A 23,681-nucleotide genomic window follows, 5' to 3' on the forward strand; every position below is an offset into this window, starting at 1 on the left:
ATAATGAGTTCGATTGTAAATGACATCAATAAGGACTCGATTTCGTGAGTTGCGAAGGGGATAGGATCATTTGAAACCGTATGAGCAATGGATCGCTCCCGAATCCTACAATGTCGCCTCGGAAATGGAACGGCATGATCCAAACAAAATCGCGTTGAAATGGCTTAGCGAACTAGGAGATTACGAGGAAATTTCTTATGGGAGGCTGCTGGCCATGGCCAACCGATTGGCCGGCGGATTAAGCCAATTGGGCTTGCACCCGGGCGACCGCGTGCTGGTAATGATGCCCCGGCATATTATGGCTTACGCGATTTATCTCGCTTGCTTGAAGCTGGGAGTGACGATCATTCCCTCTTCGGAAATGCTGCGGGCCAAGGATTTGGCATACCGATTGCGGCATTCCGAAGCGCGCGCGGTCGTCGTGTGGCATGACGTGACGGCGGAGGTCGACCAAATCGGAGATGATTTGCCGGCGCTGGACTTCCGTTTGCTGGTTGGTTCCGACACCTCGGAGGAATCGTTCAGTCATAAAGGCTGGACCCCGGTCGAATCGCTGATGGACGGTCAGCCGGAGACGTTTGATGCCGTCAAGACGCATCGCGACGATCTGGCCGTGTTGGCTTATACCTCCGGTACGACCGGGAATCCCAAAGGCGTGATGCACAGTCATGGCTGGGGGTACGCGCATTTGCGAATCACCCGATCGTGGCTGGACATTCGGGAGAACGATCTCGTATGGGCTACGGCGGCGCCGGGCTGGCAAAAGTGGATATGGAGCCCGTTTCTGTCGGTTCTGGGCAACGGGGGGACCGGCTTCGTGTACCATGGCTCTTTTCAGGCCCGGCGGTATTTGGAGCTGATCAAGCAATACGGCATCCAGGTGCTGTGCTGTACGCCAACGGAATATCGAATTATGTCGAAGATCGACGGTCTGAATCGATATGATTTATCGGGACTGCGCAGTGCCGTTTCGGCGGGCGAACCGTTAAACCAAGAAGTGATCCGCAAGTTCAAGAGCGTGTTTGACATTACGATCCGGGATGGATACGGGCAAACGGAAAGTACCCTCTTGATTGGAAATCTTAAGGATACGCCGTTGCGGCTTGGTTCGATGGGCAAGGCGATCTCGCCCGGCGTGGCGGAAATTGTCGACGAAGAAGGTACACCGTTGCCTGCCGGCGTTGTGGGGAACATTGCCGTCCATATCGACATGCCTGCCTTATTTCAATCGTATTATTTGGATCCCGAACGGAAGGAGCAAAATGTCCGCAGTTCTTATTTTATGACCGGGGATCGGGCTCGAAAAGACGAGGAAGGGTATTTCTGGTACGAGGGACGCGGGGACGACATCATTATCAGCTCCGGCTATACGATCGGACCGTTCGAGGTTGAAGAGGCGCTGATGAAGCACGACGCCGTCAAGGAATGCGCGGCGGTAGCCAGTCCGGACGAGCTGCGCGGCCATATCGTCAAAGCGTTCGTGGTGTTGAAAGAAGGCATTCGTGGCAGCGATGAGCTGGTTAAAGAGCTACAAGCCCATGTCAAAGCGTGGACCGCGCCTTACAAGTATCCGCGTCAAATCGAATTTATCGACGACTTGCCGAAAACCAACACCGGCAAAATCCGCCGGTTGGAGCTGCGGGAACGGGAAGAGCGGGCATATCGCCAATAGCTAAAGCCTCGTGTATGATTTCATGTTTTTCATCGCATCCTAAGCCCATTATCGCTAGAGGAGGCTGAACATGGAAAACCCGTTTTCCAGCATGCAATCGCAAAATCCGATCTCACTCGCGCAGCAGTCGGTCAAAAAAGCGCATCGCGCGGTAACCCAGGCTCAATCGCACCCCAGCGAGGAAACGGTGGAGGGCGCCCGCAACGCCATCGAAAAAGCGGAAAACGCCATCGTCCAGGCCGACGGCCGGATGAATACCGAGCCGATGGAACGGGCCAAGGAGGATTTGGCCGAAGATCAGGCGGCTTTGGCGGAAGCGGAGAATCAATTGAATTCTTGAATATGAACGCATGGCGAAAGCCGGCAGCGACTTACGAATCGGTTCGTGAATCGCTTGCCGGCTTCTTTGCCTCCGAGCCTAGAAGGATTAAACGGAGACCGGATTGCAGCATTTGCTGGATTTGGCCATCGCCTCGTTAAACAGCTTGACGGATCGGAGAACGGTATCTTTTTCAAACTCGCTCATATAGGAAAAGACCTCATCCAAGTATTCATTCATCTGCACGTCGATCGTCGTAGCGATGTATTTGCCTTCGGTAGTCAGCGATAACGTTTGAACTCGGCGGTCGTCGGGATCGGCCGTTTTCTCCACCAAGTTCAGCTTGATCAGCGCCTGGATCTGCCGGCTGAACGTCGTAATATCGGTACCCAGGGCGTCGGCAATTTGCTGCATGGACGGTTTGTCCCGCCGGTCGATTTCATAAAGGATATGACTTTGAACCAGAGAAATATCGCAACTGCCTACGCTGCAGCAATTCCGGTTTAACAATCCAAAACGGCGGGTCATGATTTGGAATAACTCGCGCGGATTTTCCATAGTGAACTCACCTCTTGCTTCATTTATAGCCCAATTGCTTGCAAGATGCAAGTTTTTTGCGATTTCCATCAATTGGTGGAGGATAAGGGGGACCGAGTCCGTTCAATACTAACTTGGACACGAAGCAAAAAAGGAGGGATGAGATGTTTTTTCATATAAAGGAGTTGCAATACAATGCCAAACCCGATAAACCCGATGCTGTATATGCCAAAAAGCTGCAGGAGGTATTAGGCGGCCAGTTCGGCGAGATTACGGTGATGATGCAGTACCTGTTCCAAGGATGGAATTGCCGTGGGGAACAAAAGTACCGCGATATGCTGCTGGATATCGGAACCGAAGAAATCGCACATGTCGAAATGTTGTCCATCATGATCGCTCAGTTGCTGGATAACGCACCCGTTCAGGATCAAGAGGAAGCAGCTAATAAGCCTATCTTGAATGCGGCGATGGGCGGAATGAACGTGGAGGATGCAATCGTGAAGACCGTGATGGCCGGGATGAATCCACAGCATGTCATCGTCTCCGGATTGGGTGCGACCCCGACGGATAGCGTAGGATACCCTTGGAACTCCCGTTACACCATAGCCAGCGGCAATTTGCTTGCCGATTTTCGGGCCAATCTGAATGCGGAGTCCCAAGGCCGTTTGCAGGTTTGCCGTTTGTACGAAATGACGGCGGATCGTGGCGTTCGTGACATGTTATCTTTTCTGATTGCCCGGGATACGATGCATCAAAATCAATGGATGGCCGCGATTGAAGAACTAGAGAAAAACCAGAAGCCGATTGTCCCTAGTACGTTCCCGCAGGGGTTGGAGAAACATCAAGTTTCTTACTCCTTCATGAACTTTTCTTCCGGGGAAGAAAGCAAGCAAGGACGCTGGGCACAAGGGACCAGCATGGATGGACAAGGCGAATTCGAGTATATTACCCATCCGGAAGCCATGGGGCAAAAGCCAGTATTGTTGCCGCCTCCATTATATGTACACGGAACACCTCCGACGTCCCATAATCCCGTTGACGTAAGGTAAATAACGATCCTAAAAGTAAGCGGGTTAACTCCATTCGAGATTAGAAAGGAACGATGGACAACATGAAAAATTGGGGAGCTCATGAATTTCTGGAAACGAACGAATTGCTTCGGAAATTGACTGCGGATATTGAGCTTCATGCGCTATTCGCCGGAATGACGAATGATCAGGCTTTTAGAACAATGCTGCAACGCCATATCCAAATGATGGATGGGGCTTATCACCAAGCGATCCGTTTAATGCAGTACAAAGGGGTGGACGTGTCTCCAAGCACCACCGCGGCTCGCCGGTTCAACCTTCAACAGACGCCCCATGTTGGTTTCCAGCACCCGCATTCGATTCCGGCTCCGTCCTTGAACGTCCAGCAGTTAAGCGATATGACCATGGCGACGCTAATTTTAAATTCTCACAAAACAGGCTCGGCGGTCGGTATGTTATGGGCGGCCGAATGCGTGGACCCGGATGTACGTGCACTCCACGTCATGTGCGCCAACAACTGCCAACAAATGGCATATGAAGCATTTCAGTTTATGAACGAACGCGGGTATTACGAGGTTCCGGCAATGCCGCAATCCGACGTATCGCGAATGGCGTCGCTTTATCAATACGGATCTCCGACAAGTTACGCAAACAACCCTGTTTGATCATTATTTTGAAAGTTAAAATGTGAAATTGCAGATAATGGGTTGACATTGTCTGGAATAGCCTTTACGATAAACACACGCTTAGTTTCCAGTTCATGGCTGGAAAGCGGGGGAACCAGTTTTTTGGGGCGAATCATTCTTTAACGATTGTAGGGTACCATCTTACCCGAGTCCGTCAGCTAACCTCGTCAGCAGTGGATGGGTCTAGTTTCACGCAACTTTACGCAAACTTCCAATGGCCCTTATATAAGGGCCGTTTTCTATTTTTTTGTGCGGACCCCTGCTGGCGGAGCTATGCTTTCCCCTAGGCGAGGGGTCTCTTTTTTGGACTCCGGATTGAAAAATGAAAGGGGGAGTCAGGCATTCGGAATAGAGTTTGAATTTAAACCTACTAAACCGATGAAAAAAATGAGAATGAAAGGCTGTGAATGGGGTTGAGAAAAGTATCATGGTTGTTAATTTCATTGCTTGTAACGGTCTCGCTAACCGCTTGTAATCCGGGACCAACCGCTAATTCGGGCAACGGGGGCACAAACACCGATTCCGAAGCTGAAGGGACGCTGGCCGAGGCAATTCGAACCGGGTCCATTACGGTTGGATTCGCGAATGAGAAACCCTATGCCTACAAAGACGCTAACGGAGAACTAACCGGCGAAGCGGTGGAAATCGCCCGGGTGATCCTCAAAAGGCTGGGCGTTAACGAGATGAAAGGCGAGTTGACCGAATTTGGCTCCTTAATCGCCGGGTTGCAGGCCAATCGATTCGATCTGATTACCGCGGGAATGTTCGTGAACCCGGAAAGGTGCGAGGCCGTATTGTTCGCCAACCCGGAGTATAGTATCGGCGAAGCGATTGCCGTAAAACAAGGGAATCCTCTTCGTCTTGGTAGCTATGAAGACATCGCGAATAATGAGAAGGCTCGCGTTGCCGTTATGACAGGCGCGGTGGAAATCGGATATCTGCAAAAATCCGGTGTCCCGGATGATCGGATTATTCAAGTTCCGGACCAGGCGTCTGCGATCAGCGCCCTCCAATCCGGACGCGTGGAGGCGATCACAATGACGGGGCCTTCGCTGCAAGCGATGCTTGAATCCGCCGGGGACAAGGACATCGAGAGGGTCAACGATTTTTCGCAACCGGTTATTGATGGACAAAGTGTACGCGGGTACGGCGCTACGGCGTTTCGTTTGGCAGACAAAGAATTTCAGGAAGCCTATAATGCGGAATTGACCAAGATGAAGGAATCGGGCGAACTGCTGGATATCCTGCAGCAATTCGGATTCACGGAGCAGGAATTACCCGGGGACATGACGGCTGCCGAGCTTTGCGGGGCATGATATGCCAGAGTCCTGGATCGACTTTATTCCCACCTTGCTGGAAGGAGCGAAAACCACCGTTACTGTCGCCTTGTTTGCGGCATTATTGGCGGTCATCGCCGCCTTCGTCTCGGGCTTGATGTGCTTATCCCGCCTTCGCCCGATTCGTTGGCTCTCCTCAATTTATGTGGAGGTTTTCCGAGGGACGTCCTTACTCGTTCAGTTGTTCTGGCTGTATTTTGCACTGCCATTCGCCGGTCTGGAGCTTCCCAAATTGCTCGCGGCCATATTAGCGGTGGGATTGAACTTTGGAGCTTACGGCTCTGAGGTTGTACGTAGCGCCATATTGGCCGTGCCGAAAGGCCAATGGGAAGCGTCGATTGTTTTAAACATGAAACCATGGCAAAGGATGACTCACATTATTTTGCCGCAGGCTGCATTAAGAATGCTTCCTCCCTTTGGCAATTTGCTTGTTGAATTAATCAAATCCACGTCACTGGTTTACTTCATCACTATGGCGGATCTCACTTACCAGGCAATGGTTCTCCGCAACAACTATATTTCCTGGACATCGGAGATTTTGTTCCTGCTGCTGCTTATGTATCTGGCGATCGCTTCTATCGTCTCCTTCGGCATCCGGATTTGGGAGCGCAAATGGTCCGAAGGGAGGATGTGACGGATGTGGGATTGGCAGTACGCCTTTGAAATCCTTCCGGAGCTTCTCGTTGCTCTCAGAATGACCATAGTAGCTACGCTTTTGGGATTCTTGACTGCATTGATCGGTGGATTGCTGCTGGCTCTCGCCATGCGTTCGAGATTTGTCGGGCTACGTATGGCGGCAAAGGGATTCAATGGATTTATCCGGAACACGCCGTTGTTGGTTCAGGTGTTCTTTATTTATTACAGCTTGCCGATGATGGCCGGCATTTCATTACCGGCTTTCTATGCCGGAATTCTAGGATTAGGGTTGCACTATAGTACTTATTTATCCGAGGTTTATCGCTCAGGAATTGATGCCGTTCCCAGAGGTCAATGGGAGGCGGCCGTAGCGCTGAATTATTCCAAGGTAGATACCTGGCGTTCGGTGATACTTCCGCAAGCTATTCCGCCAATCATTCCAGTTCTTGGGAATTACCTGATTGTGATGTTTAAGGAAACCCCGATCTTGTCCGCTATCACCTTGGTTGAATTGCTATTGACCGCGAAAAATATCGTTTCGGAATCCTTCCGGGTATTTGAACCTTATACACTGGTTGGCGTCTTGTTTCTGGCTATCAGCTATCCGTCCTCGCTATTCATTCGCCGATTGGAAAAAAGAATGAATCTCCAAAGGGGCAAATAACGAAGGGAGGTGGAAAAAATGTCTTTGCCGATGGTGAAGTACACGGGGGTTACGAAGACTTATGGCGAACGTCAGGTGCTTACCGGCATTGATTTGGACATCGCGGCAGGCGAAAAGGTAGCGGTCATCGGACCAAGCGGTTCAGGCAAAACGACGATGGGTCGTATGCTTGTGACTTTGGAGGAGCCTACGACCGGTACGATCGAAATTGACGGCGTCCATTTGTGGCATATGTCCAGGAAAGGTCGGCTCGTACGGGCTAATGAGAAGCATTTGCATGAGATGCGTGGAAATGTAGGCATGGTATTTCAACACTTTAATCTTTTTCCGCATCGGACAGTACTACAGAACGTGACTGAAGCTCCAAGGAGAGTGCTGAAGCTGTCAAAGGAAGAAGCTGAAGAGCGGGCAATCGGCATGCTCCGCAAGGTGGGATTGGATGAAAAATTGGCAGATTATCCGGCTCAATTGTCCGGCGGACAAAAACAGCGCGTGGCGATTGCCCGGGCGCTCGTGATGCGTCCCAAAGTGATGGTGTTTGATGAGGTGACTTCGGCGCTTGACCCAGAGTTGGTTGGTGAGGTGCTGGAGGTCATTCGGGAAATCGCCGATGAAGGGGAAATGGCAATGATGCTCATTACTCACGAGATGGACTTCGCTAGGGAGATCGCGGATCGTGTGCTCTTTTGCGCGGATGGGAACATCATAGAAGAAGGGCCGCCGGAGGCTATTTTTGAACATCCACAAACGGAACGGCTTCAATCGTTCTTAAAGCGATTCCGCTCTGCCGTGTATTCCATGGCGTGAAAAGGTAGGTGAGTCTACATGAACAATACGCTACGCAGTCTGATTATTCGCAAACCGGATCCAAACGATGCGAAAGGCGTTTATGAATTGATTCGCAGCTGTCAAACGCTTGATCTGAATTCTGCTTATGCTTACTTGGTATTATGCGATTATTTTAGAGATACTTGTGTGATTGCGGAGGATGGAGCGAATCTTGCCGGTTTTCTCTCGGCTTTTCGATCGCCGCTCCGCCCGGATTTGTTGTTCGTGTGGCAGGTAGCGGTAGCGGACACTCATCGAAGGCAGGGTATCGGTAAACGGATGCTATCCTACGTACTTTCGGAGAATACGGTTCCCCCGATTATTTATTTGGAAGCCACGATCTCCCAAAGCAATTTGGCGTCGTCCCGTTTGTTTACAGGGTTGGCCAGGGAACATTCCGCTCCGGTCGAGATCACATCCGGCTACAAGGCATGGATGTTCCCCGAGGGGATTCATCATGAGGATGAACCTCTTTACCGAATCGGCCCTATAATTCATCAACTTTAAATGGAGGTATGAGATGCAGACCCAAACTCTTGAAACACCGAGTATGAACGTGTTCGAACAGCTAGAATCGGAGGTCCGAAGCTATTGCCGAAACTTCAGAACGGTTTTTCACAAGGCGCAAAATGCCAAGCTTTGGGATACGAAGGATAGAGAATATATCGATTTTTTTGCAGGTGCCGGTGCTTTGAATTATGGACATAACAATCGAAAGATCCGCGATAAGCTGATCACTTACTTGCTTGAAGACGGCGTGACCCATAGTTTGGATATGGCAACCCACGCTAAAGAACAATTTTTGAGCAAATTTGATGAAGTTATATTGAAGCCACGCGGGTGGCAATACAAAGTGATGTTTCCGGGACCGACAGGGACCAATGCTGTGGAGAGTGCCTTAAAAATCGCTCGCAAAGTGACGGGGCGCTCGACGGTCATCAGCTTTACCAATGCCTTCCATGGGATGACGCTGGGTTCGCTGGCTGTCACGGGGAATGCATTTAAACGCAAAGGGGCGGGAATCGAGTTGCCTCACTCCGTTTTCATGCCCTATGACGGGTATTTCGGCGAAGACGTCGATACGATTCACTATATGGAGAAGCTGCTTGATGATCCAGGAAGCGGAGTGCCGTTGCCTGCTGCTGTTATTGTGGAGGCGGTTCAAGGCGAAGGAGGACTGAATACCGCTTCGGATGACTGGCTTCAAAGGCTGGAGCTTCTCTGTCAAAAAAGGGGCATTCTGTTGATTCTGGACGACATTCAAATGGGCTGCGGCCGAACGGGACCGTTTTTCAGCTTCGAGTCAGCCGGGATCGTGCCGGATCTCATTTGCCTATCTAAATCCATCGGCGGTTATGGCTTACCGTTAGCACTTACTTTAATCAAACCGGAGTTGGATGCTTGGAAGCCAGGTGAGCACAACGGAACTTTTCGCGGCAACAATCTCGGGTTTGTCGGGGCTTCGGAGGCACTGGATTACTGGAAAACCGAGACATTTCGCGAACAAATTGAAGGCAAGGCAAAGCGGATCGAGTCTTCTTTACACCGGATGATCGAGCGGAAGCCTGAGCTGAAAGGCAAACATCGCGGAAAAGGAATGATTCAGGGCATTGCCTTTGAGCAGCCGGGTTTGGCGGAAAGATTGTCCGAATTGGCTTTTGAATCGGGGTTGATCCTGGAAACCTCAGGTCCATGCAGCGAAGTGGCTAAATTAATGCCGCCGCTAACGATTGAATATTCGACGCTTGAACAAGGTCTTGAAATACTGGAACATTGCTTGAACCAATTAGCTGCTGAGGAGGTTTCTTCATGATTGTGAAACATCTAAGTAACATCGTCGGAACGATTGATGACGTAGATACGGAAACTTGGAACTCTCGGAGATTGCTCCTGGCTAAAGACAAAATGGGGTTTTCACTAAACGATACCCTGATTAAAGAAGGGACGGAAACGCTGATCTGGTACAAAAATCATGTTGAGGCGGTTTATTGCATTGAGGGCGAAGGGGAAATCGAGGTAATTGGCGGCGAAACCTATCCGATTTCACCGGGCATGATGTATGCGCTGAATGGCCATGAGAAGCATTATCTGCGGGCGCGTTCGCAATTGCGAGTGATCTGCGTGTTTAATCCGCCGCTTACGGGCCGGGAGGTTCATGATCAAGATGGGACCTATCCATTGCTGTAGCCCGTACGAATACATCTATTTTATTATAGAAAGGATGAAGTGAAATGCGCGGTACAGAACTCTCAGCGCAAGTCGATTTTTCTAAGGATGTTTATCCTTCCCGAATCCATGCGGAGCCGCAATGGTTGCCACGGCAGGATCCGGTGGTGTATTCCGAGTGGAGCTCGGCGAGTCCTATCCCTAAGGAGCAGTTAGAGTTTTACCAGCAGAACGGATACTTATTCTTGGAAGGTTTCTTAGCTGAAAATGAATTGAGAGGGTATCAAAACGAGGCTCGCCAACTGCAAGAGTTGTCGCGGAAACAGCAAGCGGATGAAATTATTCGCGAACCTGGCGGAGACGAAGTGCGATCCATTTTCGCTATTCACCGAAGCCAACCGGTGTTTCGCGAGCTCTCGCAGCATCCGAAACTGTTGGCGATCATTGAATTCCTCTTAGGCAGCTCCGTGTACATCCATCAATCCCGGATTAATTATAAACCCGGGTTTACGGGTAAGGAATTTTATTGGCATTCGGATTTTGAGACCTGGCATGTCGAGGACGGGATGCCGCGTATGCGGGCACTTAGCTGCTCCATAGCGTTAGAAGACAATTATGCTTTTAACGGCCCGCTGATGGTGCTTCCCGGTTCGCAACAAATCTTTGTTCCCTGCATTGGCCAGACGCCGGATCATCATTATAAAGAGTCGTTGCGCAAACAGCAGTACGGCGTACCTGATCAAGAAAGTCTCACCGAGCTTGTAAAACGCTACGGCATCGATATGCCCGTGGGCCCGGCGGGCTCGATCCTGCTCTTTGATTGCAATATCATGCATGGATCAAACAGTAATATTACACCGTACCCACGTAGTAATATCTTTATGGTGTACAACAGTGTGGAAAATAAGGTCGTACAACCGTACTCCGGACAAAAACCAAGACCCGAGTATATAGCAACCCGTCAGGGGCTTTAAATTAACGGATCGGCCATTGTCCTGAGGGAGAATGGCCGTTTCTCGGGGATTAGTTGCTAACCTAATAAATATTATGTAAACCAAAATAAAAACGGAGGACACATTATGCAATAAAATTAAAACCATCACGACAAACGTAAACGAAGCGGTGGAGCAATCACGGCGCAATGAAGAGCCCCGACTCCCGGGGCTCTTCGGTATTTCCAGTACATTTACAGATTCAAGGCGTTGTTGGCCATCTTCACGTCATTGGCAAGCAGTTGCTCCAAGTTATAGGAAGGGTAGTATCCACGTTGATGCATGTAGTGGAAGACTTTAGCATGCAAAGCGATGGCGCCGAGCAGTTGTTTCTGGAAGGTCTCACGAAGCTGCGGCGTGGCGGTTTCGGTAATGGCGATGGCGTAGTTGCGCACGGCGGTCTTCAAAAAACCAAGCAACGTGGCCGCTTCCACCGCCGTCATGTCGGGAGCGGAGTTCCGAGCCATGGTCGGAGCCATCGGATAAAATTTCAGCAATTCGCGCAAATTTTGTTCCAGCGCTTTGATCGTTTCGGCGTAAAGCGCCTTGAGGGCAGGTTCTTGAATGGTTGGAAGTTTCTTCTTAAATACCGTCAAATGAGTAGATTGAAAAGCGACCAGCTCATGCAGTTCCATCGTTTCATGCCATGCCAAGTGTTCATGCGTCCAAGAATTATTCACGATTTCACTCTCCAAAGGATAGAATTAGTTCATTATATTCGCCTGGGTGGAATTGGGTATTTGTCCTTAACAATCCTTAAGGAGTAATTTATGCGGGAGTTGGATTCATTTCATGGCAGCGAACTCCGGTTAGTTCGCAACTATAGGTGCATTCTATAGGCGGTATGAAAAAATCAACTAAGGAGGGCATGACCCCATGCAACTGGCCGCACACGAAGCGCAAGATTTAAACGAACTGACATTAAGCTGCGTCAATTCCATTACGAATATGGCATGTTTTATGAACCAAGTCCAAGATCCCGAGCTGAAAGCGATTTTGCAGCGCCATTTTCCTCTCCACGTTCAGGATTATAATATGAAGGTCGATTACTTGAGCAAGGTGGAGGGAGCCGTAGGCAAGTTGCCGATCCCCGATTTGACGCCGATGCTGCAGTCCTTCACGATGGCTCAGACGCCCCCCGTACCGGTCATGCCGAGAACGGAGGTTCAACAATTCAATGACCGCGAAATCGCCACCGCCTATCTGCTGACGTTGAAGCGGGCGGGGCGGGAGTACGCCTGGGCGGCGATGGAAATGAGCCATCCGGAAATCCGCAGCTTCTTGGAGCACGCCTTTTGCATGAGCTCGCACCATGCGTACGATGTTTGGCAGTGGATGGTGAAAATGGGTTACTATCCGCTTGAAGCTGCTCCGACCACGACAATGGCTACTTTGGGTTCTATGTATCAAAAAGTGAAAGAACCTGTTGCCGCGCTCTAACCCGGATTCAAGCTAGTCGAAAGCCCCGTGCCAAAGAGGAATTGGACGGGGCTTTCCGTATTTTGCTGGCCGCCCCCCTTTTAGGCCTTAACCGCTTGGATGACGGCGGAGACGAGATAGTCCTCCAGTTTGGTGCCGGGCACCCAATCTTTGATGAAGGCTTTAGAGTCGTCTTTCGGCTGGACGTTGATCTCGGAGAAGCCGCTGCTGGTTAGCATGCTTACCAATTCCGGGATGGAGGAAGCACCGGAGATACACCCGGCGTACAGATCCTCCAGGTCGTTTTTGATTGCCGGAGGAAGTTCCGCTGTCGTGACGACATCGGAGATGGCCAGCCGTCCGCCGGGAACCAGCACGCGGTAGGCCTCCCGGAAAACCTGCTCTTTATCGGGCGAGAGATTGATGACGCAGTTCGAGATGATCACGTTGACGGACTGATCGGCAACCGGAAGGTGTTCGATTTCGCCCAGGCGGAAGTCCACGTTGGCGAATCCGCCTTTGAGCGCGTTTTGACGGGCACGGCTGACCATTTCCGGCGTCATGTCCACTCCGATGACTCGCCCTGTTTCCCCAACCTGACGCGAGGCGAGGAAACAATCGAATCCTCCGCCGCTCCCCAGATCAAGCACGGCTTCGCCCGGCGAAAGCTCCGCGATCGCTTGGGGATTGCCGCAGCCGAGGCCAAGATTGGCGCCTTCGGGCACGGCGTTTAATTCCTCGTTCGAATATCCCAATCCGGCGGAGATTTCCTGGAAGTCGGTGGGGGTGCGGCAGCAGTCGATGGCATCCGTTGAACAACAGCTTGAAGGTGCGCTGGAATCGGAAGCAGATTGAACGGCCACTTGCCGATACCGTTCGCGGACGTTTTGGCGGATTTCATCATGAGTTCGTTTTTTCATGGCCAGTTCCCCCTAACAACAACCGGCACAGCAAGGATCGGCCGCAACCGTGCGGGAACGGAACCACTCCGAAATACGCGTGGAGATTCGAACCCTAGGCGATTTTGGTACAACCCACATCCAGGCTTCCCGGTTAATCCTTTGGAGTTCTTGTTCCTGGAACTTCATCAACATTTCGGCGGTGTACCCGTGATCCAGCATACGAATCCCTCTTTTCTTAAATTTGATATTTGCAACTAATTCGGGACGCAAGAGCCCTTTTGTCAAGATGGGTTATAGAAGCTGTAATATTACGACAACTTGCTATTAGTAGTGAATTCGCTGTTCCGACTAACCCCATCTCCTGCTTTATGTTATACCGCATTTATTTGCAAAATACAAGTAATAAATGAGGTGATTCTAAATATTCGTATTTGCTTATATAATTATATTCAGCTACGATATACATTGTTGAAGATTTATAACCAGGAGGTGTAGGAGATGAATCCGACTCAAACCATCGATGCGATGGCAGAAACGTTTAAACTGCTGGGCGATAAAACCAGATTGACGATCCTGGCCATGCTAAAGGAACGAGAGCTTTGCGTTTGCAATATCGTCGACTTGCTGGACATGTCGCAGCCCAGTATCAGTCAGCATTTACGCAAAATGAAGACAGGTGGGCTAGTCAAGGAAATCCGCCGCGGGAAATGGACCTATTATTCTTTGAATCTGGAGGATAAGCCTTATATTCAGGAATTGCTTACTTATTTACCATCCCAGGCTGTTCGGCTTAAGCAGTTGGAGGAATGCGACTTGGCCACAACTTGCGACTAATTAAATTAAGATATAATTATTTACTTATATGATGATATGTATATATAATAGGATTAAGTTTCAATAGGTTTCAAAATGAAAGGATGGTGAAAAGCTTGCCGGAAACGCCGAGATTGTCTTTTCTCGACCGGTATTTGACCGTTTGGATCTTTGCCGCCATGGCGCTCGGACTGGGCCTGGGAACGCTAGTGCCGAATTTCGCGGAGCTCTTATCCCGCATGCAGGTGGGGACAACCTCGATTCCCATTGCGCTCGGCTTGATCGTCATGATGTATCCGCCGCTGGCCAAAGTGAAATACGAAAAGCTGGGTCGCGTGTTCAAGGATTGGAAGGTCCTGCTGCTCTCCCTGCTGCAAAACTGGGTGATCGGGCCAATCCTGATGTTTTTCCTGGCGATTCTACTGCTTGGTGACATGCCGGATTATATGGTGGGCCTGATTATGATCGGGTTGGCGCGCTGCATCGCAATGGTGCTCGTCTGGAGCGATTTGGCCAAAGGCGATCCGGAGTATACCGCCGGATTGGTTGCCTTTAACTCGATTTTTCAAATTTTATTCTATTCGGTGTTTTCCTATGTATTTATTACGGTGCTCCCGGAATGGTTTGGGGTGCAGGGCGCGCAAGTGGGGGTGTCCATGGGAGAGATTGCCCGCAGCGTGCTCATTTATTTGGGGATTCCGTTTGCGGCCGGACTTCTTACCCGGGTTATCGGGATACGCTGGAAAGGCAACGAGAAGTATGAACGGGAGTTTATGCCGAAAATCAGTCCGCTGGCATTGATCGCTTTGCTGTTCACGATTGTGCTGATGTTTTCGCTGAAAGCCGAACTGATCGTAACGCTGCCGCTGGACGTGATTCGCATCGCGATTCCAATGGTGATTTATTTCGTGGTCATGTTCCTGTTGTCTTTCCTGATCTCCAAAAGAGCGGGAACGTCGTACCCCGTAGCTTCTTCCTTGTCTTTTACGGCGGCGAGCAACAACTTCGAACTGGCGATCGCGGTGGCGATCGGCGTGTTTGGCTTGGATTCCGGCGTCGCTTTTGCGGCGGTCATCGGTCCGCTCGTGGAAGTGCCCGTGCTGATTGCATTGGTTAATGTGGCGCTGCGCATCAAGCGAAACTATTTCGATGCCTCGCCGGCAAAAACTCAATAACCGAAGGAGACTTTGAAATCATGGACAAAAAAACAATCTATTTTCTCTGCACCGGTAATTCTTGCCGCAGCCAAATGGCCGAAGGATGGGCGAAAAAATATTTGGCGGGCGGCTGGAACGTATACAGTGCCGGGATTGAAGCACACGGTTTAAATCCTAACGCGGTGAAGGCGATGGCGGAGACGGGCATCGACATCTCGGAGCAAACCTCGGATATTATCGATATGGAGCGGTTGAATTCCGCGGACATGGTCGTAACCCTTTGCGGCGACGCCGCGGATCGCTGTCCGATGACGCCGCCGCACGTGCGCCGCGAGCATTGGGGGTTCGACGATCCGGCGAAAGCAACGGGCACGGATGAAGAGAAGTGGGCGGTGTTTGAGCGCGTCCGCGACCAAATCGGCGAGCGTATTCGGCGGTTTGCCGAAGAAGAAGGAAGATGAACCATGGGGATCATTCGGAGTTAACGCCGAATGATCTTTTTATTTGCGTTGATGTGATACAATGGCAGCAACGAAGGTTACGTTAAGGGAGGCGGCAGCCGTTGCCGGCGATATTTCGTTACAATCCGGATCGCCCGTTTCGCGAAAGCCCGGAGCTCTATTTATGCTATTGGGGAAAAGAACGCTGTGCGCCGCTCCATTCCTTTGGTCCGGGCGTGCGCGATATCTACAAAATCCATTTCGTTCACGCCGGACGGGGGATCGTGCGCGCCGAAGGCGTCACGCATGAATTGACGGCCGGGCAGGCGTTTCTCGCTTACCCGGAGCGGGTGATCTTTTACCAGGCGGACGAAACCGATCCTTGGACATATTCGTGGATCGGCTTTTGCGGCGATCAGGCCGCCGAGATCTTAAGCCGGACCCGGTTAAGTCCGGCGGCTCCCGTGTTTCCGATGGATACGCGGCTGATGCCGCAGCTGTACGAGCTGCTGAACGAAGCCGAGGGCAACGCCGCGACCCGGGACTTACGCCTGCAGGCGTTGCTTCACGAATTTTTGACGCTGTTGGTGGAACTTACGCTGGCATCGGGGCAGTCTGCGCCAAACCGGATGCAACCCAAGGATGCATACATCCACCGCTGCCTCGATTTCCTGCACGGCCATTACAGCGAGGAAATCACCGTCGGCCAGTTGGCTGCCATCGTAGGTCTGGACCGCAAGTACTTATCCGTCCTGTTTAAGCGCGCGACCGGAATACCGCCGCAGCAATATTTGCTGAATTACCGGATGGAAAAAGCCTGCGGCCTGCTGAGAAAAGGCCATTATTCCATCGGCGAGGTGGCGCGGTCGGTCGGGTACCAGGATGCCCTGTTGTTCTCCAAAATGTTCAAAAAGACGGTAGGCGTGTCGCCGTCCGATTATCGAAGCCATTCCTAACAGCAGACATCATGCCATATTTATCATCCTTGTTGACATAGGTAAGTCGTGCCGGTTGCTTTATATTGGACATATATGGACCAAAGGAGGAACAAGCATTGACATATCAAGCAGCCGATAATAGATATGAAACGATGACCTATCACCGTTCGGGACGAAGCGGTTTGAAGCTGCCGGCCATTTCGCTGGGCTTGTGGCATAATTTCGGCGGCATCGACGTGCTCGAGAACGGGCGCGCCATGCTGCGGAGAGCTTTTGACTTGGGCATAACGCATTTTGACCTCGCCAACAACTACGGACCGCCAGCGGGATCGGCAGAGGAGACGTTCGGCCGGATCCTTCATGAAGATCTGCGCCCTTATCGCGATGAGATGATCATTTCGACCAAAGCGGGTTATTACATGTGGCCGGGACCGTACGGGGAATGGGGTTCCAAAAAGTACTTGATTTCCAGCCTCGATCAAAGCCTGAAGCGGATGGGCCTGGAGTATGTCGATATTTTCTACCATCATCGTCCCGATCCGGATACGCCGCTGGAGGAAACGATGGCCGCGCTTGACCTGATCGTACGCCAAGGGAAAGCCCTATATGTCGGCTTATCCAACTATCGTCCGGAAGAGACGCGCGCAGCGTCCCGAATCCTGAAACAACTCGGCACGCCGGCGGTCATCCATCAGCCGAACTATTCGATGATGAACCGTTGGATCGAAGAGGGTCTGCAGGACGTGCTGGAGGAAGAGGGCATCGGCTCGATTGTGTTCTCTCCGCTGGAGAAAGGCATTCTTACCGACCGCTACCTGAACGGGATCGCGCCGGATTCCCGCGCTGCCGGTCCTAGCGTGTTCCTTCGCCCGGAGGATTTGAACGAGGAACGGATTGCGAAGGTTAAGCAGTTGAACGAGCTGGCCGCCGCAAGAGGTCAGAAGCTCTCGCAAATGGCATTGGCTTGGGTGCTGCGCGGCGGCAGAGTGACTTCGGCGCTGATCGGCGCCAGCAAGGTGAGCCAAATCGAGGATGCGGCAGGCGCATTGGCCCATCGTTCGTTTACACCGGAGGAGTTGCGCAAAATCGACGAGATTTTAGGTTTTTAGGATATTAAGGCGTGCGCCGACCGAGAGAGCCTCGGAACGGCGCTTTTTTTCTGCAAAATTTCCCCTCCATATTGAGCTTTGACCCGAATAACCAGTATAATATGCCCTAGTGCAACCAACCATACTTCCTATAGAAAAGGTGTTAATATCCCATGAGTATTTTAAGCGTAGAACGGCTGAGCCACGGATTTGGCGACCGGGCTATTTTTAACGACGTGTCCTTCCGCCTTCTGAAAGGCGAGCATATCGGATTGGTCGGTGCCAACGGCGAAGGCAAATCGACCTTCATGAACATCATCACGGGGAAGCTGCAGCCGGACGAAGGCAAAGTCGAATGGGCCAGACGCACGCGCGTCGGTTATCTGGACCAGCATGCCGTCCTGGAGAAAGGAATGACCATCCGTGACGTGCTGCGCGGGGCTTTCCAATACCTGTTTGATTTGGAACAGGAAATGAATGACATGTACGGCAAAATGGGCGATGTGTCGCCGGAGGAGCTGGAGCAGTTGCTCGAGGATGTGGGCACAATCCAGGATACGCTCACAAATCAGGATTTTTACCTGATTGACGCCAAGATCGATGAAACGGCCCGCGGACTGGGTTTAACGGATATCGGGCTCGATAAGGACGTCAACGATCTCAGTGGAGGGCAACGCACCAAGGTGCTGCTGGCTAAGCTCTTGTTGGAGAAACCGGATATTCTGTTGCTTGACGAACCGACCAACTACTTGGATGAGCAGCATATCGAATGGTTGAAGCGATATTTGCAGGAGTATGAGAACGCATTTATCCTGATATCGCATGATATCCCGTTCCTTAACAGCGTCATTAACCTGATCTACCACATGGAAAATCAAGAACTGAACCGCTACGTCGGCGATTATGACAATTTCCTGCAGGTGTATGAGGCGAAGAAGCAACAGTTGGAGTCGGCCTACAAGCGCCAGCAGCAGGAGATTGCCGATCTTAAGGACTTCGTGGCACGCAACAAGGCGAGCGTGGCGACGCGCAATATGGCGATGTCCCGGCAGAAGAAGCTCGATAAGATGGAAATCATCGAGCTGGCCAAGGAGAAGCCGAAACCGCAGTTTCATTTCAAGGATGCGCGGACATCCGGCAAATTGATCTTTGAGACGACGGAGCTCGTGATCGGTTACGATTCGCCGTTATCCAAGCCGCTCGATCTGCGGATGGAACGCGGGCAAAAAATCGCCCTTGTCGGCGCAAACGGGATCGGGAAAACGACGCTCCTGCGCAGCATTCTGGGGCAAATTCCGGCGCTGTCCGGTTCGGTGCAGCTCGGCGACCTGCTGGAAATCGGCTACTTCGAGCAAGAGATGAAGGAGGCCAACTACAATACGTGTATCGAGGAAATCTGGAACGAGTTCCCGTCGTTCACACAGTTCGAGGTGCGTGCCGCTTTGGCGAAATGCGGCCTGACGACCAAGCATATCGAAAGCAAGGTCGCCGTGCTGAGCGGGGGCGAGAAAGCTAAGGTGCGCCTGTGCAAGCTGATTAACCGGGAAACGAACTTGCTCGTGCTGGACGAACCGACAAACCATTTGGACGTTGACGCCAAAGAGGAGTTGAAGCGCGCATTGCGTGCCTACAAAGGCAGTATTCTATTGATTTCCCACGAACCGGAGTTTTACCGCGATATCGTTACGGAGACCTGGAACTGCGAATCGTGGACGACGAAGATGCTATAATCGTTAATCGTTGTCTAGCAATCTCTGGTTGGATCCGCTATAATTATTTTAAATTTGAAATAGGGGTGATCCGATGGCCGTGTCTTTGAGCAATATCTTTGTGAACCTTCCCGTCAAAGATTTGCAGAGATCCATGAATTTCTTTCAAGCAGTTGGATTTGAATTCAACCCGCAATTTACCGATGAGAAAGCGGCTTGTCTGGTGATTGGCGAGAATATCTTCGCCATGCTGCTGACAGAGGAGTATTTTAAATCGTTTACCAAGAAAGAAATTCCGGATACCACGGGCCATGCGGAGGTCATCATCGCCTTGTCGGCCGATAGCCGGGGCCAAGTGGACGAGATCGTGAACAAGGCGCTCGCCTCCGGCGGGAAGCCTTACAGCGATTCGGTCGACCATGGATTTATGTATACCTGGAGCTTTCAGGATCCCGACGGCCATTTATGGGAAGTCATGCACATGGATCCAAGTGCAGTACCGTCAGAATAATGAATGTGTAATCTACTCATCACAATTGTCCTATGTGAATCGCATAGGGCATTTTTTGTTCCCGGGTATATGGGAGCAACCCGGGCAGCATTCATTGCCGCCAAATCAGTTGTTGGTTATAATAGTTGGGTAGATTATTAAGAAAGTGGGAAGAGTATGGGCCGCAAATGGAATAATATTAAAGAGAAGAAGGCTTCGAAAGATGCCAACACCAGTCGAATCTACGCGAAGTTCGGCGTCGAAATTTATGTTGCCGCCAAAAAAGGCGAGCCGGATCCGGAATCGAACCGCGCCTTGAAGGTCGTTCTGGAACGGGCGAAAACGTACAATGTACCCAAAGCGATCATCGATCGGGCCCTCGACAAGGCGAAGGGCAGTTCGGACGAAGTCTATCAAGAGCTGCGTTATGAAGGCTTTGGCCCTAACGGCTCCATGGTGATTGTAGACACATTGACGAATAACGTAAACCGTACCGCACCGGAAGTACGCTCCGCATTCAACAAGAACGGCGGGAATATGGGCGTAAGCGGATCGGTTTCTTATATGTTTGACGCAACCGCGGTCATCGGGATGGAAGGCAAATCGATCGATGAAGTGTTCGAGATCTTGATGGAAGCCGAGCTTGAGGTGCGTGATATCGTCGAAGAGGACGAGTCGGTCATCGTGTACGCCGAACCGGATCAATTCCATGCGGTGCAGGAAGCGCTCAAAAACGCCGGGATCACCGAATTTACGGTTGCCGAACTGACGATGCTGGCACAAAACTATGTAACTTTGCCTAACCAAGAAGCTGAAGCGCAATTCGAGAAGTTGATCGACGCGCTGGAGGACCTGGAAGACGTGCAGCAGGTGTATCATAACGTGGAGTTTGCCGAATAGTCGGAACATCGGGCCAAGGGCTGAAGAGGACACCCATTCTCTCAGCCCTTTTGCTGTGGCCCGGACCATGCGAGCCTCCAAACATAAATGACACGTATCAAATCTAACAAAGAAGGTCTTACCTTTGCATGAAAACGAAACGCGCAATATTTTGTCGGTATGGTTTAATTTTAAATTCCGGCTGCTGATCGGCGGGATTGCGGTAGGTTTTGCCGCCGGTATCATTGTGGTGCTGTACCGCTTTGTCCTCGAAGAGGTTTTGACGGGCGTGCTGGAGCTTTACGGGTATTTTCTGCATCATCTTTGGCTGGTCCCTTTATGGCTGGTTGTCCTGGCCGCCGCCGGTTGGGTCACCGGAAAGCTGGTAACCTCACAGCCGATGATTTCCGGCAGCGGCATCCCGCAGGTCAAGGGGATTTTGCAAAACAAACTGCACATGAATTGGTGGAAAGGGCTGACGGCCAAATTCATCGGCGGTTCGCTTAGCATCGGCTCCGGGTTGTCTTTGGGCCGGGAAGGCCCGTCCATCCAAATCGGAGCGAGCGTAGGGCAAGGACTGAGCCGGCTTCTGCGCCGCTCGAAGACGGAGGAGCATATGCTGATCACATGCGGTGCGAGCGCGGGGCTGGCGGCGGCTTTTAATGCGCCGATCGCCGGCGTCATTTTTGCGTTGGAAGAAGTGCATATGAATTTCTCCCCTTTGATCATGATCGCGGCGTTAGGCTCCTCGCTGATTGCCGATTTCATATCCAAGGAGTTTTTTGGACTTAACCCGATTTTTCACTTTTCTTCGATCGGCGCGTTGCCGTTAAGTCAATATATTCAATTGCTTCTGTTAGGAGTGATCGTCGGGGTCGCCGGCATAGGGTTCAATAAGGCCATTTACGCTTTTCAAGACCTGTATCGGCGGATGAACCGAATTCCGGCCGAATTCCGCCCTGTATTGCCTTTTCTGGCATCCGCCGTGGTGGGCTTAGGTTTACCTCAAGTGCTGGGTGGAGGAAATCACCTGGTGAACGAACTGGTCACGAAAACTTTTCCGCTAAAAATGCTGCTTGTTATCCTTCTAGTGAAGTTTTTGTTTACCATGTTCAGTTACGGTTCATCTGCGCCCGGCGGCATTTTTCTGCCGATGCTGGTCATCGGTGGGATGATCGGAGTGATTTACTGCAAGGCGGTGAACGGATTAACGGGATCTTCTCTTAGTGAAAGCGGATTTCTAATCCTGGCGATGGCCGGTTATTTTACCGCCAGTGTTAGAGCGCCGATTACCGGCATCATTTTAATAACGGAAATGACAGGATCCTTCAACAATCTGTTATCGACGGGGGTCGTATGTCTCGTCGCTTATATGACGGCGGAATGGTTTCATTCCCGTCCGATCTACGAGGTTCTCCTGGATCGCTTTCTGCATCAAGGAAAGGGGCAGGAGGAAGTGGGCACGCCCGGCAAAATCCTTATGGAAATCGCGATTCATCAAGGTTCTCCGTTGGATGGCTTGCGGATCAGGGATTTCCGGTGGCCGGGGCATTGCTTGATCGTTTCCGTTAAGCGGGGCTCGGATGAGGTGATTCCTGCTGGCGATTTCGTCATGATGGCCGGCGACTATTTAACGGTATTAACCGATGAAGGCTACGCCAAACGGGTTCGGCAAACCTTACATCAGGCAGCGGTTCAGTCATTAGGATAAACAGACCTAGGCAGGCCGTCAACGAAGGTTTCAACCTCGTGATTTTTTGGTCGGGTCGATTTGGAGGGTCTGAGGGAGGATGAGGTCGCGCACGACTTTTTGGTACGAAAAGGACTTATAGAATAACGTCCCTTGACACGGTTGGCGCCGGGCGACATAATATACATTACTGTTTAGTAAGCGGCAAGGAAGGGGCTTCTTATGTCTGACTGGAATCTGTCATGTTTACGAAAAGGACAAATGTTATCCCGTTATTCGACCTATGAAATCGGGGGAGAGGCCCGGTTTGTGGGAGCGCCTCAAACGCAAGAACAATTGCAGGAACTGCTGGGGCTGGCGTATCGCCGCGGAATCGCGCCGGTTTTTTTTGGCGGGGGCTCCAATATGCTGTTTCCCGATCGGCCTGACCCCGATGCTTTGTTTCTCACGACCCGGGAGATGGTAGATGTCCGGCTTGACGGGGATCGGCTGTACGTCTCGGCGGGGATGCCGATGTCGATGTTGGCCGTTATTGGATATGGCCTGGGTATTGCTGACTTTGATTTTACCTTTTTGCTGCCGGGAACGGTCGGGGGTGGAATTTATATGAATGCCAAGTACTTTGACCGCCATATATCGGATGGATTGGTCAACGTTCACTATATCGATTTGCATCGGCCCAACGGGATTCAAACCCTAAGCCGGGAGGCTTGCGTTTTCGGGTATAAACAGTCGGTGTTTCAACACCATCGAAGCCGTTGGCTGATTGTTGGAGCCGAATTCAAGTTGAACACGTTCGCTCGGGAAGCCGTTTTGCCGTCGTTGCCGGAACTGGACGCTCTACGGGAGGGAAAGCTGCCGCCTACCCGATTGCCGGATTTTGCTTCGCATTTCATCGATTGGTTGGAAGCCAAGAAAGGGAGGGGGACGGAGAACCCGACATTGGCCCCGATGCGAAAGATCGTTCAGGACCGCGTAGGAAAAATGCATTTCGCTTATCCCTCCTGCGGATCGGTGTTCAAAAACAACTACTCCGCAGGCGAGCCGATCGGTAAACTGGCGGACCGCCTACATTTGAGAGGGGTCCAGCGCGGCAAAGCCAGGATTTCGCCCGTTCACGGCAATGTGATTCAAAATGTGGGCGGGGCGGCAGGGTCCGACGTGATCGAACTGATCCATCTTGTGCAGGACGCCTTTGATCGTCATTACGGATTCGTCCCCGAGCCGGAAGTCGTGATCATCGATAATCAGGCTTCTTCGCTCCAGTATTAATAAACTTTTAAGCCCGTCT

The 23,681-nt window shown here is 51.3% G+C and carries 26 protein-coding genes and 1 riboswitch; of the genes, 23 read left to right on the top strand and 3 right to left on the bottom strand.

Going from position 1 to position 23,681, the window contains the following annotated elements; genetic code table 11:
- The first annotated feature begins 124 nt into the window (after positions 1-124).
- Both ACZF99_RS12100 and ACZF99_RS12105 read left to right on the top strand, forming a co-directional pair.
- Positions 125-1,672 (top strand): acetate--CoA ligase, encoded by a 1,548-nt coding sequence (locus ACZF99_RS12100; protein ID WP_483612681.1) that lies wholly within the window; start codon positions 125-127, stop codon positions 1,670-1,672.
- Between the two features lie 70 nt (positions 1,673-1,742).
- Complete coding sequence (locus ACZF99_RS12105) at positions 1,743-2,012, top strand: hypothetical protein (RefSeq protein WP_483612088.1); 270 nt, start codon at positions 1,743-1,745, stop codon at positions 2,010-2,012.
- Between the two features lie 87 nt (positions 2,013-2,099).
- Here the strand turns inward: ACZF99_RS12105 and ACZF99_RS12110 are convergent, their stop codons facing one another.
- Positions 2,100-2,549, bottom strand: coding sequence for a MarR family winged helix-turn-helix transcriptional regulator (locus ACZF99_RS12110; RefSeq protein ID WP_483612090.1), 450 nt, complete (start codon positions 2,547-2,549; stop codon positions 2,100-2,102).
- Positions 2,550-2,692: 143 nt separating this feature from the next.
- On the opposite strand from ACZF99_RS12110, the gene ACZF99_RS12115 reads away from it, so the two are divergent.
- The 10 genes from ACZF99_RS12115 (at position 2,693) to thpD (ending at position 10,847) form a co-directional block, all read left to right on the top strand.
- On the top strand, positions 2,693-3,577 hold the full coding sequence (locus ACZF99_RS12115) for a manganese catalase family protein (protein WP_483612092.1): 885 nt from the start codon (positions 2,693-2,695) through the stop codon (positions 3,575-3,577).
- Positions 3,578-3,630: 53 nt separating this feature from the next.
- Positions 3,631-4,221, top strand: coding sequence for a spore coat protein (locus ACZF99_RS12120; RefSeq protein WP_483612094.1), 591 nt, complete (start codon positions 3,631-3,633; stop codon positions 4,219-4,221).
- A 68-nt stretch (positions 4,222-4,289) separates the two neighbouring features.
- Positions 4,290-4,430: riboswitch (cyclic di-AMP (ydaO/yuaA leader) on the top strand.
- A gap of 219 nt (positions 4,431-4,649) precedes the next feature.
- Positions 4,650-5,558, top strand: coding sequence for an ectoine/hydroxyectoine ABC transporter substrate-binding protein EhuB (ehuB, locus tag ACZF99_RS12125; RefSeq protein WP_483612096.1), 909 nt, complete (start codon positions 4,650-4,652; stop codon positions 5,556-5,558).
- A 1-nt stretch (position 5,559) separates the two neighbouring features.
- Complete coding sequence (gene ehuC / locus ACZF99_RS12130) at positions 5,560-6,213, top strand: ectoine/hydroxyectoine ABC transporter permease subunit EhuC (RefSeq protein WP_483612098.1); 654 nt, start codon at positions 5,560-5,562, stop codon at positions 6,211-6,213.
- A gap of 3 nt (positions 6,214-6,216) precedes the next feature.
- Entirely contained in the window at positions 6,217-6,879 is a 663-nt protein-coding gene (gene ehuD, locus ACZF99_RS12135) for an ectoine/hydroxyectoine ABC transporter permease subunit EhuD (RefSeq protein WP_483612100.1), read from the top strand.
- Between the two features lie 18 nt (positions 6,880-6,897).
- A complete protein-coding gene (gene ehuA / locus ACZF99_RS12140) occupies positions 6,898-7,686 on the top strand; it encodes an ectoine/hydroxyectoine ABC transporter ATP-binding protein EhuA (protein WP_483612102.1) in 789 nt (262 codons plus the stop codon).
- Positions 7,687-7,704: 18 nt separating this feature from the next.
- The gene (gene ectA / locus ACZF99_RS12145; protein ID WP_483612104.1) at positions 7,705-8,214 is read left to right on the top strand and encodes a diaminobutyrate acetyltransferase; all 510 of its coding nucleotides are present in this window, start codon (positions 7,705-7,707) and stop codon (positions 8,212-8,214) included.
- A 13-nt stretch (positions 8,215-8,227) separates the two neighbouring features.
- The gene (gene ectB / locus ACZF99_RS12150) at positions 8,228-9,520 is read left to right on the top strand and encodes a diaminobutyrate--2-oxoglutarate transaminase (RefSeq protein WP_483612106.1); all 1,293 of its coding nucleotides are present in this window, start codon (positions 8,228-8,230) and stop codon (positions 9,518-9,520) included.
- On the top strand, positions 9,517-9,894 hold the full coding sequence (locus ACZF99_RS12155) for an ectoine synthase (RefSeq protein WP_483612108.1): 378 nt from the start codon (positions 9,517-9,519) through the stop codon (positions 9,892-9,894). The genes ectB and ACZF99_RS12155 overlap by 4 nt, the downstream gene beginning before the upstream one ends.
- Positions 9,895-9,938: 44 nt before the next feature.
- Positions 9,939-10,847: an ectoine hydroxylase gene (thpD, locus tag ACZF99_RS12160; protein WP_483612110.1), complete on the top strand. Its 909-nt coding sequence runs from the start codon at positions 9,939-9,941 to the stop codon at positions 10,845-10,847.
- A gap of 212 nt (positions 10,848-11,059) precedes the next feature.
- On the opposite strand, the gene ACZF99_RS12165 is transcribed toward thpD, so the two are convergent.
- Complete coding sequence (locus ACZF99_RS12165; protein WP_483612683.1) at positions 11,060-11,500, bottom strand: spore coat protein; 441 nt, start codon at positions 11,498-11,500, stop codon at positions 11,060-11,062.
- A 241-nt stretch (positions 11,501-11,741) separates the two neighbouring features.
- Here ACZF99_RS12165 and ACZF99_RS12170 point away from each other — a divergent pair, with 241 nt between their 5' ends.
- A complete protein-coding gene (locus ACZF99_RS12170) occupies positions 11,742-12,305 on the top strand; it encodes a spore coat protein (protein ID WP_483612112.1) in 564 nt (187 codons plus the stop codon).
- Between the two features lie 80 nt (positions 12,306-12,385).
- On the opposite strand, the gene ACZF99_RS12175 is transcribed toward ACZF99_RS12170, so the two are convergent.
- The gene (locus ACZF99_RS12175) at positions 12,386-13,204 is read right to left on the bottom strand and encodes an arsenite methyltransferase (RefSeq protein WP_483612114.1); all 819 of its coding nucleotides are present in this window, start codon (positions 13,202-13,204) and stop codon (positions 12,386-12,388) included.
- A gap of 480 nt (positions 13,205-13,684) precedes the next feature.
- Between ACZF99_RS12175 and ACZF99_RS12180 the strand changes: the two genes are divergently transcribed.
- From ACZF99_RS12180 to ACZF99_RS12225, 10 genes are all read left to right on the top strand, one after another.
- On the top strand, positions 13,685-14,020 hold the full coding sequence (locus tag ACZF99_RS12180; protein ID WP_483612116.1) for an ArsR/SmtB family transcription factor: 336 nt from the start codon (positions 13,685-13,687) through the stop codon (positions 14,018-14,020).
- Positions 14,021-14,103: 83 nt separating this feature from the next.
- Positions 14,104-15,174 carry an ACR3 family arsenite efflux transporter gene (gene arsB, locus ACZF99_RS12185; RefSeq protein WP_483612118.1) on the top strand — a complete coding sequence of 357 codons (1,071 nt, stop codon included), beginning with the start codon at positions 14,104-14,106 and terminating at the stop codon, positions 15,172-15,174.
- 20 nt (positions 15,175-15,194) lie between these two features.
- A complete protein-coding gene (gene arsC / locus ACZF99_RS12190) occupies positions 15,195-15,617 on the top strand; it encodes an arsenate reductase (thioredoxin) (RefSeq protein WP_483612120.1) in 423 nt (140 codons plus the stop codon).
- 101 nt (positions 15,618-15,718) lie between these two features.
- Entirely contained in the window at positions 15,719-16,552 is an 834-nt protein-coding gene (locus ACZF99_RS12195; protein WP_483612122.1) for an AraC family transcriptional regulator, read from the top strand.
- A 98-nt stretch (positions 16,553-16,650) separates the two neighbouring features.
- Positions 16,651-17,643: an aldo/keto reductase gene (locus tag ACZF99_RS12200; RefSeq protein WP_483612124.1), complete on the top strand. Its 993-nt coding sequence runs from the start codon at positions 16,651-16,653 to the stop codon at positions 17,641-17,643.
- 152 nt (positions 17,644-17,795) lie between these two features.
- Positions 17,796-19,352, top strand: coding sequence for an ABC-F family ATP-binding cassette domain-containing protein (locus tag ACZF99_RS12205; protein ID WP_483612126.1), 1,557 nt, complete (start codon positions 17,796-17,798; stop codon positions 19,350-19,352).
- A 73-nt stretch (positions 19,353-19,425) separates the two neighbouring features.
- Complete coding sequence (locus ACZF99_RS12210; protein ID WP_483612128.1) at positions 19,426-19,842, top strand: VOC family protein; 417 nt, start codon at positions 19,426-19,428, stop codon at positions 19,840-19,842.
- Positions 19,843-19,998: 156 nt separating this feature from the next.
- Positions 19,999-20,721 carry a YebC/PmpR family DNA-binding transcriptional regulator gene (locus tag ACZF99_RS12215; RefSeq protein ID WP_483612130.1) on the top strand — a complete coding sequence of 241 codons (723 nt, stop codon included), beginning with the start codon at positions 19,999-20,001 and terminating at the stop codon, positions 20,719-20,721.
- A gap of 124 nt (positions 20,722-20,845) precedes the next feature.
- Positions 20,846-22,411, top strand: a complete 1,566-nt coding sequence (locus tag ACZF99_RS12220) for a ClC family H(+)/Cl(-) exchange transporter (RefSeq protein ID WP_483612132.1) — start codon at positions 20,846-20,848, stop codon at positions 22,409-22,411.
- 201 nt (positions 22,412-22,612) lie between these two features.
- Positions 22,613-23,662: a UDP-N-acetylmuramate dehydrogenase gene (locus ACZF99_RS12225; protein WP_483612134.1), complete on the top strand. Its 1,050-nt coding sequence runs from the start codon at positions 22,613-22,615 to the stop codon at positions 23,660-23,662.
- Positions 23,663-23,681 lie beyond the last annotated feature (19 nt).

Source organism: Paenibacillus sp. JL3B1040 (assembly GCF_057063165.1).